Below are 12227 nucleotides of genomic sequence, written 5' to 3' on the forward strand. Positions count from 1 at the left end.
TCTTTGACACGCGGCGTAGAAGGAGAAGCTTTATTGTTTTTTTGTAATTTGACTATAAGGAGCGCTATGGAGATTTATACCGAGTTGTTCTGGTTTTCGTATATCGCATAAAACCAAGAGCATTTTTTTAATCTGAGATCTTCCTTTTCCAGAAGCTTCAATTCCCGTAAAAGGGACATTTTTTGCGGCGCTAAGCTTAGTGATAAAGTAATCTAGGTCGCCATCGAGGTTTTCTTTGAACTCGTTCAAAAGAGAAAGTAATACGTCAAAAGATGCTTGTATTCCAACTGTTTTAGTGATGAATGTATCGGGTGGGGCGTTGTCCCAGATTAATTGCTTCATCGCACTAAAGTAATTGAATATTATTTCATATATGGCTTCATCATAGCCTTCTATGTACAAAAAGCGTAGTGGGGTTCCATCATTATTCTCCAACTTGTCCCTAGTGCGGTTGGATTTGCTTATAGAGAGCAAATCGTGCCTGTCTTTTTTAGGATTTTTTGAAATTAATTTCAATATTCCGTCGACAATTGCAGCCATAGACACTTGCCACTTAGTATTGTATTCACGTTTATCTGCTAACCCTAGTGATACTTTGTCTTTAAATGGTGATTCTTCTAAGTTCAAGCGCCTTGCGATTGAAACGGCTAATGTTTCAGGAACCCATGTGTTTTCGTCAGAACTCTCTATATCAAAGCCGAAGAGATTATATGCTAAGCTCCTGTCAACCTTCTTTTGATTGAAGTTTATTGTCGAAAATAGGAAGGCATGAAAAGGGATGGGCAGATCTATATATACTGCACATAAGAGTTCTATATCTTTGTCTTTGTCTGCGCAATAATTAAATGCATGAAGTCTATGTTGCCCATCAATTATAGAGCCAAGCTTTTTCTCTGTGGGTATAGTTAATTTACCATTATTGTATTTCCAAGATATTTCATCATCATCTCCGTGGAAATAACCATCTTCAGAATAATTTGCACCAATGATTATTGCGTTTGGGAAGGCTGCTTCTTTTGTTCCAATATAGTCAGCGATTTCCTTCAAACGCTTTTCGCTCTCAAGTCGTTGTGTCCCATCGATACCAGTCCCGTCTTCTTTTGTTATTGCAGGGGCTGAGTATGTAATGTTTAAAAGTTTTCTGGCGCTGATACTGGTTACAAAAAATGCACCTAAAGGTTGGTTGACTCTTATAGCTATAGGGTCGAGGTAGAAATTATTCATTATTTGATCCCTCTGCTTTTCTTGCACTCTTTAATGCACTTAGTGATCTGTTCTTCGCGTTTGATGCAGGCTCTGGCGTACCTATTGTTGAACTTTTTATGGTCTCTTGTTCTAAGTCAAACTTGGTTTTTGGGATAAGTATCCACCATACCGTCCAAAGTAATATAGTAGCGATCCCAATTGGGATATATGATGAAATGCTGGCATTTAAATTGCCCGTACCTGATGCTGTTATCGTATATACAGTAAGGGCAATGATCACAACAACAATGGAGATAACAAGCATGTTGTAACTTTGTGTTTTATCTTTTTCTTCTAGAAGGAAATCTGCGAGTATTGCTGAAATTAAAGCAAAAACATATGTCATAAGATTAGCTTTTATGTCGCCAGATCCTTGAGTTATTGGGAACCAAACGCCCACTCCGCCAGCAACGATTATGATTGTTATAAGATATAAAAGAGGTGCTGGAGAGCGAGCGCCATTTGAGAGATCTTGCCATACTTTCTCTTTAAGGTTGGCCCATTCCTTATATTTACTCATTTATAAATCTCTTTTTGAGTTGTTGAAGATATTTTTCTTATGCCATGTTAGAAAAATAGAGCTTGGTGTTTGTGTAGGATCATATGGCAGACTAATTTTATTATTGTGTCTCACTATGATTTGCCGCTGAGTTTCTGAACTACCGTACGCATATTTACTTACTTCAATGGTATGGTTTTCGGTTATTGTGAAAACACCGCGATCAAACGCTTTGTGGTGGAGTGCGCACATGGCTATACCATTTTCAACTGTCGATGGCCCTTTGCTTTGATGCCACTTAATATGAGCAGCCTCAAGCCCAATAGATGCATGGCCTAACCGACAATCAAACCCACAAACAGCGCATTTATACCCATAAGCCGTCAGAACTTTTCGGCGAAAGTCGGGGTCACGCTTATGGGGTTTGTTGAGGTACTCCTGAATATCCAGTTTCTCAACAATATCGTCATGGATAGTTTCAGGAAAGAATTTCTCTAGTAGTTCTCCAATCGCACGAGCCATCTTGTCCTGACTGCTGGTGATGTTATCAAACTCTTTCTTCGTCAGGCCGCCAGCAACATTGTACTTCAGAAGCTCAGATTTCTTTGCGTCTGTATTGCTGGAGCGGGGTTGTGCCTTTTCGTGGTTCTTTAACTCCCAGATACCATCATTCTGCAATCGCCAGAAAGGGTACTGTGGGTGATGAGATTTCCGGTAAGGCCCAAACTCAATCAGTAAGTCTTTAAGTGGTTCATCTATCTCCTTGTAGGAGAAAAAGCGGTCATGACCTTTCTGATACTGTGACAGCGCATACAGCAGCAGGAGCGGTTTATGAACCGCTCGCTGACTGCCACGCTTCCATACGTTTAAGTCCAATTCCATTAGTTTTGAATTAACTCCCAGAATGCTTTGTCTTTAATCTTGCGAGGCTTCTCATTGCCACCAATGTGATAGGAGATATGTTTCTCCAGCCCCTGTATCTGTTCAATAGCCTTGTCGTCTTCAGCCTTGTTGGTGGTCTTAAACACCATCCGCACATCCTGTGCCTTAATCTCTTTCACCTGGTGCACAATCCAGCTGAGGATATAACTGGCGTAGTTATTCTCGCTGGTTTTGAAGTGGCTGAGTTCCTGGGTGGAGAGGATGGTACCCACACCAAACTCCCGGCCTTCCTTCATAATCATCCGCAGGCTGGGGAAGTTTTGCTTCATAAAGTTGTCGGCTTCGTCCACCAGCACAAACTTGCTGAGTTGGCGGAAAGCTCCGTCAATCTTTGAGCTGCCTTGCTGATGCATCTGGTTGTAGAAGATATCCAGTGTAATGGCGACGACAAGGTTCTGAATCTGTGGGTCATAACCGGAGAGGTTAATCACCGTTACACCACTCACCAGGTCATGCAGAGATTCTGTCTTGCTGGGGTCTGGCTCAAAGATCTGGAAGCTGGTCAGGTCAGAGAGTGCGGCATAGAGGGAATCTTCCTCAACCTTCTCCTGATCCATAAAGATATCCCACACCTGCTGCACAGTTGGAGCAGGGCGGCTCCAGGTGCTTGAGTCATTGGGTTTGATGCCAGCTTTATCGTATGCCTCCATTACCAGTGTGCGAACTTTATTCTGCTGTTTATTACCCAGGTTAAACGCTGTCGCTAGCGTGCTGCGGAACAGGTTAGCTGTATGCACTGGCAACATGGGTTTGCTACCAAACAGGGCAAAGGGGTTAAACGGCAGATTATAAAGATCAAACACCTTGGCATTGGTCGCCTGTACAAAGTCGTCTTTCACATAGTCGGCTTTGTAATCGAAAATCAAAATACCAATGGGCAAGCCATCCACATTGTGATGCTGGTTCCGCATCAGCTGGGTAATCAGACTCTTGGTAAACTGGGTTTTACCGGTACCCATGGTGCCAATGATGGCGGTATTGGGGTTCAGCAGTTTGTTGGTATTGGTTGGCTCCCAATATACCGGGCTACCGGTAAACTGATCACTACCAAACAAAACCTTGAGTGGCCCCTCACTCTCTGCCATTTGTACTTCGGGTTCTACGGTGGCGGTTGGAAGCGCATCAACGAGCTGCTCAGTCTTTTCTGATGCTTGTTCCTCTGTGGTGGGCTCCTCAGAGGTTTCGGTATCACTGTCGTCTTCAGTCTCTGTTGGCTGCTCTAGCGCAGAGCCTTCCAGCCCGGAGGCCATGTAATACTCTTTTGGGATAGCCAGGTTGTTGGCCTCTGTGAGCATCGGTTGCAGCTCGCCCAGAGGTTTGGCTACCAGCATGTCCAGGAACCCTTCCGGGATTTCCAGTTGCAGTACATCGTCAATCACGGCTGTCTTGGTTTTAGCCGCCGCTTCACCGCTTAGATGAGCCACTACCATGCCTTTGGGGTAGTCGTTCACGTGGCCGAGCGTGTAATCACCTTGCAACCAGTATTCCCGGTTATTAAGGATTTCATCGAAGTAGCGATCTTCAAAAACATGGTAGAGCTGGTACTTTTCAATCTGCATCAGCACCTGGCGAATAAACAAACCTCGGTAGATTTTGCCTTCCAAGGTTTGCGGAGCCAGCAGGCCTTCTTCCATATACCGGCCTAAAGCCAAAGCTTGCTCGCGAGCTTTCTCAAGGGAAGCTGAACCGTGGTTGCCGGTTTTGACTTCTACGGGTAATAGGTACAGCCGCCCATCCCGAAAGCCTGCAAACAGAATGTCGTCGGAGATCTTGCCTTTGAACTTGTCGTCCTTGTGATAACGGGCAAAGTCACCTTCGCTCATATTCAGGCCGATATTGCCTGCCACACGAATCATCTCCGCCACAGAGAGCGGTACCCAGGTGATATCGGAAGAGCCCAGTAGTGTGCTCACTACTTTCCAAGCGCCGACCACACCATGCTTGGCTTTCTGCTCTTTCTCCTGGTCGGTAATCATCTTGAGCAGCCATTCGCCGTTAAAGGCGTTGTATTCACCAATCAGATCATCATCACCCTGGCTGAGCATGCGACGGTACAAGTCTTTCTGCTGGGTTACAGTAATAGCATCGTACCCGGCGGAGCTGGTGTACTGGTCGGAGTAGTGAATCAGCAGCTGATCTTTGCTCTGGAAGAAGTCCAGGGTCACCTTCGGATCAATAACAGTGGTCCAGATGGAGCTGGCATAGGAGAGTTCCAGCTGGGTGCGGAACACATCGCTCACGGCCAAACCAATAGAGCTGTTGTTGGCATACACAGTGTTGGCTTTGCGCGCCGGTTTCAGCAGGCGTCCAATCAGTTGAGCCAGTTTCAGGTGAGGCTGTTCAGCGTCAATATTCTCCAAACCGAAGGCGGTGTAGTAACTGCCATGCTCACTGCGGGACGACTCGCCATTCAACAAACCACCACAAGCCAGGCCGGAGGTGTGTTTGGTCATGTCGATATCGACACAGTCAATCTTCTGGTTGTTCTTAAAGAAACTCAGGTGGGCGTAAGTCTGCTGTTTAGGTTCTCCCTCCTGCTCCTCATGTTTGAACTTACTGAATGAGAGGCGGGTTCGTAGCAGGTCGATAATGGTATCGGCATTTTCTCGCGCCTTGCCTTTATCGAGCCGGTACGCTTGCTTGATCAGGTCATAAGACCCCATCTCAGCAAAGCGATCAAACTCGGTTTCGCACAATGTATTGTCGTACAGGTTGACATGAATGCAGCGGCTATCCAGCAGGTGGCTCTGGTAGTAACTCAGCAGCCCCTGGAAGACTTCTTTGTTTTCACCGTTATTGATGGAGTTAATAATCAGTGGTGCGCTGTCCACTTGAGAGAACAGCTCACCAAAGGTTTTAATAAACTCTTCAACCTTTTCCCGTACCAGCTTGGTAACAAAGGCATAGCTGGTATCTTGACGAGGCACGACTTCCAGCCAGAAGGGGTTTTCATCAATCACCTGAGTGTAACAGAAGCCGTGTTCGTTGGAGAACATAAACGGCAACAATCCACGAGGGTTAAGGCGCTTGCGTGTAACCGGTGGCAGGTTTTTGAAGGAGCGGTTGGCTTCGTCAGCACGAATGCTGTCGACCAGCTGCAGGTAATAAGCCAGTACCAGTGGGTGCAGGGGAGAAATATACTCCTTGCCTTCCGCGCTTACGTAGCCAATCTGCAGTAGCTGTCGGGCTTCGACGGTTAGGTTCTTATCCAGCGGCAGGGCGTCTAGCTGTTCAATATAGGCATCCACATAGGCGCGGGTTTTCTCCACCAACTCTGGGCCCCAGGAGGCGAGAGAGGGTTGGGTTCGCTTACCGGTGAAGTATTTACTCAAACCTTGCCAGGCTTCATACAGGTCAGGTGCAAAACGCGCGATGTTCAGGGCTTTAATGCTTTCCCCGTTGGCTTTGTCTGACAGGTAGAGCCAGTTTTGTTCGATCAGTTGGTGTTCCAGCTCCAGAAGTTTGAGACGATTGAAAAAAACCCGGTTCTCCTGGTTATCTAGCACCACGCGGCCTTTGGTGGGAATAAACTGACCGTTGTAGCTGTCGTTGAACAATAGGTTGAAGCGCCCTTCGTCCATAAGCAGGGGGAGGGTTAAGCTGTCCTGGCCGACCTCGCCCTCAATCTGGAATTTGAGCAGGCTGCCTTCGCACTCAACTTCAAACTGCACAATGTCCGATTGCTCGTACAGCTCCTGATAGTTCACCACGCCATATTCGCTGGTGGAGATGACCTGGTTATTATTGGAAAGCTGCTGGGTATCGGTAAGAGCCGGGTTCACAACCAGTTCATGTTCATCGGTTTGCAGAACCAGCAGTTTCTTCTTATTAGCAGGGTTAATCAGAAAACGGTTTTCAAACGCTGCCAAGTGAAACTGCTCATCCTGCAGTACCAGAATATGGAAGGTATGCTTTTCGCTGGATTTGGTTCTATCCAAGCGTAGGGTGAGATATGTCGGCTTGCCGCTCCAGGGGATTTCTGTAGCGAGCGTGAACTTACCTTTGGTTTTCTTCCCCTTCAGTTCAAGCGTTTCCAGTTCTTTATTGTTTTTAATGGAGAACTGACGCTTCTCAATATCATTACCAAAAAAAGTTACCTTGAGAGGCACGGAGAATGTCTCTTCTCCAGCGAGGAGAATAAGGTGCTTTTCCCGCTTACCGGCAGAGCTTTCGCTTTTGTTGCGGGGGCCAACCAGCTTGCAGGTTTCAGATTCAATGGTATGAAAGGCAAGCGCCTGATTCTTCTGAGAGTCCATCTCGTCCCAGAAATTTTGGATATCCAGCGTTGCCCAGTCAGGCTCATCACCGGTGATATGTTTTTCAATAAATTTATCACCGAAATCAGACAGCCGTTCGCTGATTTCTTCCGGGAAGTGCTCAACAACCGTAGCAATCTCTTCTTTCAGTTGGCGGTTATCTTCGAGCCGCTTCTGGATCTGCTTTTCACTGTTGTTCAGGACAAGGGCAGTATCGGGCAGCAAGCCCAGTGAGGTTAGGTCGGGTTCTTTGCCAGTGGCGACAGCATTGAACAGTGGCTCAAAGCCAAACATGCTGTCGCCTTCTTCTTTGATCAAGGCAGTTTGCCAACTCAGCAGGTTCAGGGTGAGCTGACAGGTTTTGACCTCAGAGTTGAAGTGTTTTTGAAGGCGGCGCTCTATTGTTTCAGGTGACCACACTGCATCCTGCGCAGCCAAGTCCTCGGCACTGTTAATGAGGGTGTCCAGCAAGCTGTTATGCACCACTAACAGAGCGCTACCCGCCATGGCTTCACTTTGCCCGGCGACTTCATCCCGCAGCGTGGAGATAAAGTTCTCGTTATCTCCTTCGGCAAAATCCTGATTAGAGCCAGCGTGGGCGATACAAATTAAACGAGTATTATTGATCTGCAGATAGGGGAGTTGTGCTCCTTTAAAGGCAACCGTTCCCGAAGCCCTGTGCCGTAGCTCTACAAATAAGCGACGCGTGTTCTCGGCATCAGGGGATTGATATTGGTAGCGGAAGCCGACGGTTATCCGGCTCTCCAACCATTGTTCAAGGCTGGTAACCAGAAACTGCTCAAATCGTGCTTCGGACATAAACCGCGTCTCCACTATCACTCAAACGGTCGACGTTGCCGACTCGGTCGTAAAAACTAATCAGGCTTTGTTCAGATTGCTTGTCGAAGTACACACCACGGCTGCGGAAGCCTTCGAGCAGCTTTTGGAAATGAAGCTTGCGCTCTTTTCCGATGACGAGGTTGGTCAGCAGTAGCAGGTAATCCTGGTTCATAACCAGAACTCGTCCTGTACGCCCCCGAAGTTGAACAAAATGACGTGCTACATGCTTTTCAAATTCTTTTTGGTAGTTTTTACGAACAGTTTTGCGGTCGCCCTTTTCAACCTGGAACTGGTCTTCGGCATAATGGAATAAGCGACGCAGTGAGTCAATCGCGCCACTAGAGTATTCATAGGTTTTGGTGAGCCCACGAGATTCGAAGAACTCCTGAGCGAAGCTCTCTATAACGTCTTTCAGTTGTGTCTCTGTTTCGGTATCCGCCTTGCGAATAGCGTCGGCAAATTTCCAAAGAGGTTGCTTTTGATGGGTTTTATCTGGGTTTTTATTCAGCTGTTCCAGCATCGAAAGGATGGGGAACACATGGGCAGACGCTCGATAGAGTGACTGGTAGCCATAGTGTTGAATATCCGTACGTTCCTGGCTGGCTTTTTCTGTATCCAGAATAAAGAATAAAGGCTTGCTCTGAGGTTCTCCGTTTGGCCAGTCCCGAATATTCAGGGCTAACTGAGAGCAGTAGAGGAAGTTGTACAGTTCAATAAACTGCTCTAAATGCTGCAAGAGAAAATCTGTTTTATGACTCAGGAAACCCAGATCTTTCACAAAGTTTCTGGCGAGAAAAGGTAGGTAGGGGGCTTGAGTGCTGGCTTTCTGCTCGGCAGTCAGGTCGGCAAAATTTTCATCCAGAACCTCCAAAAATTTTTCTTCGATAAAGTTGGGGTTGCTCTGTAGCTTGATGGATGCAGGGTTGGCCGCCAGAAAACTCTCAAAGATGTCAAACAGGTGAGAGCTGGCACCTTTCTCATTGCTCTGTTGAGTAAGCAGAAGGAATTCAGGAGCAGCTTGAGAAAGGGCGTCGCCAGTGAAGTACATCTTGCGCAGATGCTCGGTAAAGCTTTCATCACTGAGCAGGTCGCCGACTTTTTTAAGGCAGTCGTTCTCAAAGGCTTCCTGATCAAATTTGTTATTAAGAACCTTGCCAATTAATAACCCAAGAGTGTGACCTGCAACGTAGCTGTAGTTGAAGTTATTGCCTTTGTTTCGGTAAGGCAGATAACTGTTCAGGGTGTTGCGGTTATCGGGCTTGGCATCGGTCAGAGCTGTGGTGAGTTGTTCTATCAGGTTCATATCAGCGCTCCACCCGAATTTCGTCTTCATCGACATCGTTGATCAGCGCCCACGATTCATCTTTCTTCTGGATGAAGAGTTTGTCGGTGTTGCGGATGCGGGAGGTAATATCTTCGATCACTTCTTCAAGGATGATGATGTTGTTTTTGTCGTGTCGGTTAGGGCGGTATCCTCGGTTGATCTTGCGTATCAGGTCGAGGAAGTTGACCGAAATTGGTAGCGGTACCAAATCTTCATCACCCAGCTTTAGGCAGGCATTGAAGTAACCCAAGCGGGCAGGGCGGTTCTCACTCTGCTGAACCTGCTTAAGACTCTCCCGGATTTCTGCCTTGGCAGAGACCTGGTAGCCGTTATAGTCGTTCAGGAATATCTGGCTTTTCAGACTCAAGCTGGGAGCAAAGCGGTTAGCAAAACCGAGCAAGGCGCTGACCAAGCCTTTCTTATAGAAGTTCTTCAGCTCTTTCCGCTCTTTGGAATCACCCTCGTAAATGGTGTGCAGCTTCCAGATGCGGACATACTCTTCAAACAGCTCACTACGGAAGTTGTCTTTAAAGCGCTGGTGGAAGTTGTTGCTAATATCAATATCCTGCAGCAGGCAGAATAGCCGTACCCAGCTGCCGGGCTTTTGCGCGATATCTTTAGGATTAATCCATTCTGCAACGCTGTCTTGAAATGCTTGAAACTCCGGGTCATCAAACGTCAGTGAGCTTTGGATAAGAAAAAGGTCGATCTCGCGGGAGCGTACAGTGCAGGGGTCGAACTGGCGGAGAGCTTTAAATAGATCGGTTTTTTCACTGGCAAACAGGTTGTCGAACAAATAGTTCGGACCGGTAAGGATGTGGTGTACAAAATCGAGAATGGTTCTTGCTGTGAGGAATACGTCGTTCTTCAGGCGCAGCTTGAGCAAAGTATTGATAATGACATCCTGCACACTCTCTTGCTGCAGCATACGGAAGTTGCTGTGCAAAATCGGATCACTGTCTTCCTGCATCCAGACATGGAAGAAAGGATTTTTCTCATCGGCTATGGTGAGCCTGGTGAGCAGATCTTTAATAAAGGGAGACAGGAACTGATCCCGGATAAGCTTGTATTTTGGGTAGTCCTCAAAATTCAGGAACGTGTGGTTGGCGTTGGGTGAGCTTTGCTTGTCGCCCAGGTAGGCACGGAAGGTCTCTTTGATATCCTGATGTTCATCTGCTCCGCTGTCGGAGTAGTTGAACATCATGCCGGTGTTGATGCCCACCACCATAGGCTTGTTACTGGCTTTGTGTTGGGTAAATGTGTCGTTAAGCGTCGCTATAGCATCTTTATCCCGATGAAAACTATGGGTGGCATCGAAGTGGAAGTCCAGCTGGTCACGGAACGTCTCGTGGTTGCGGGCCAGTATTTCTGACTTACCATCACCAGAGCTACCGCACAGAAAAATAATCTGGTCGGGCTGCGTGGTGTTTTGCAGCATTTCTTTGAATGTCTGTTCTATCTCTGTCTCTATATAGAGATAGCTTTTCACGGCACTGCTGTTGCGGTTGTCCAGCGTCGAAACGGCATGGGCAGACGACCGCGACAGGGTGTCGAGCATTTTGCGAAGAATCATATCTGAGCTCGGCAGAGAGTATGCGTTTCAACCAGGCACGCTACCGCCCTCCAGCTACGGTTTCTGGATAGGAGGATTGTGCGCTAGTTTAAATTGACTTTAATGACAAGCATTCTACCGGTGTCGTGGGTTGGGCGCTATTGGTAGGGATTTTGAGGTTTGTGGATTGTATAGTAGGCCATGATGATGGACTTGTTGTGACAGGGGAATGGTCTTTAATTGGTCTGCTTTTACACCCAAAACAGTGCCGGTAGGTTCGATGACCGGTGCTGTTGGGGGAGAATTGTTTCCAGTTGCCGGTAGTAACTCACGCATCACCTGCTGCATCGGAGTCGCACTCGTAACCACCACTTCGGGTGATGTTTTAAGTCATTCTATTCACCATTCTGGTAAAAGTGACCACTCAACTCAGCGTAATGGACTTGTTGATTTTGTTTGTTTTGTGATCTACTGCACGACAATTAACTGATAATGCAGATAAGAACAATATAAATCACTGCATAAGTATTTTCAGAGGTTGTTGTCAGGATGTTGTATGCGCTAAGAAATTGGTGCGCAGTTGCGCTATTCGGTCTCTCTCTTTTACCCGCTCATGCCGTCGAATTTCCTTCTAACCCCGGTGATCGCGATCTGAACCGTCAGCGTCAGGAACAGCTGCTGAAGGAACAGGCGGATAAGCTGAGGGAGTTGCAAAAACCAGTTGTCGATACAGTCTCTTCTGAAGAAAGTGTGCCTGAAGGCGGACAATGCTTTGATATACGTATTATTGATTTGCAGGGCGTCACACTTCTTCCTGAGCGGGTGCAAAGGACATTAACGGACCCTTTACTCAATACCTGTATGGGTATTGGCGGAATTGATCAGTTAATTCGTGCCATTACCAATTTGTACGTTGAAAAAGGCTTTATCACAACTCGAGCTTATGTCCCGGAGCAGAATCTCAAGAGCGGTACGCTAACTGTCCTAGTGGTGGAAGGGGTATTGTCTTTGCTTGAGGCTGCTCCGGAGAGTGATTTAACACCGAAACAGCTTGCCTTCAGTTTCCCAAAACAAACCGGTAGTTACCTCAATATTCGGGAGCTTGAGCAGGGGATGGACCAGCTCAACCGCCTGCCTTCTAACGCCGCACAATTAAAGTTATTGCCTGGACAAAAGCCGGGCGAAACGGCTGCCCGTGTCAGTAATACACCATCCAAGCCCTGGAGGTTATCTATTGGCAAGCATAACAATGGTGATGAAACCACGGGCGACAGAAAATGGCAGGGGCAAATTCAGTGGGATAATCCATTGGGTGTCAGTGACCAAATGAGTGTGAGCTTGGCAAAAGATGCCGTGAGTGATCGTTATAAACAATCCCGCAGTGTCAGTCTGGATTACAGCGTGCCTTATGGTTACTGGAACCTGGCATACAATTTTAGCTATAGCGATTACGACAGTCGTCGAACCCTTTCCTCGATCCGTTTTGCCTTGGAAGGAAATACCCGGACTCACAAGCTCAGACTCAGCCGGGTTTTGCACCGTGATCAAAGCAGTAAAACGTCCGTCAGT

At 47.1% G+C, this 12227-nt stretch carries 7 protein-coding genes; 1 reads left to right on the forward strand and 6 read right to left on the reverse strand.

Annotated elements, in window-relative coordinates; all coding sequences use genetic code 11:
• Nucleotides 1–30: 30 nt before the first annotated feature.
• From QMA35_RS14970 to dptF, 6 genes are read right to left on the reverse strand one after another with little or no spacing between them, the layout of a single operon-like run.
• Nucleotides 31–1224 carry a DGQHR domain-containing protein gene (locus QMA35_RS14970; RefSeq protein ID WP_281647962.1) on the reverse strand — a complete coding sequence of 398 codons (1194 nt, stop codon included), beginning with the start codon at nt 1222–1224 and terminating at the stop codon, nt 31–33.
• Nucleotides 1217–1765 carry a hypothetical protein gene (locus QMA35_RS14975; RefSeq protein WP_281647963.1) on the reverse strand — a complete coding sequence of 183 codons (549 nt, stop codon included), beginning with the start codon at nt 1763–1765 and terminating at the stop codon, nt 1217–1219. Before QMA35_RS14975 ends, QMA35_RS14970 begins: the two co-directional genes overlap by 8 nt.
• Nucleotides 1766–2647, reverse strand: coding sequence for a phosphorothioated DNA-binding restriction endonuclease (locus tag QMA35_RS14980; RefSeq protein WP_348650950.1), 882 nt, complete (start codon nt 2645–2647; stop codon nt 1766–1768).
• Entirely contained in the window at nt 2626–7761 is a 5136-nt protein-coding gene (dptH, locus tag QMA35_RS14985) for a DNA phosphorothioation-dependent restriction protein DptH (protein ID WP_281647965.1), read from the reverse strand. The genes QMA35_RS14980 and dptH overlap by 22 nt, the downstream gene beginning before the upstream one ends.
• Nucleotides 7742–9085, reverse strand: coding sequence for a DNA phosphorothioation-dependent restriction protein DptG (gene dptG, locus QMA35_RS14990; RefSeq protein WP_281647966.1), 1344 nt, complete (start codon nt 9083–9085; stop codon nt 7742–7744). Before dptG ends, dptH begins: the two co-directional genes overlap by 20 nt.
• A 1-nt stretch (nt 9086) precedes the next feature.
• Nucleotides 9087–10679 carry a DNA phosphorothioation-dependent restriction protein DptF gene (gene dptF / locus QMA35_RS14995; protein WP_281647967.1) on the reverse strand — a complete coding sequence of 531 codons (1593 nt, stop codon included), beginning with the start codon at nt 10677–10679 and terminating at the stop codon, nt 9087–9089.
• 528 nt (nt 10680–11207) lie between these two features.
• Between dptF and QMA35_RS15000 the strand changes: the two genes are divergently transcribed.
• Nucleotides 11208–12227 (forward strand): ShlB/FhaC/HecB family hemolysin secretion/activation protein (locus tag QMA35_RS15000; protein WP_281647968.1); only part of this gene is annotated, 1020 nt, incomplete at its 3' end.

This window comes from Parendozoicomonas sp. Alg238-R29, assembly GCF_947331445.1.
GTDB lineage: Bacteria > Pseudomonadota > Gammaproteobacteria > Pseudomonadales > Endozoicomonadaceae > Sansalvadorimonas.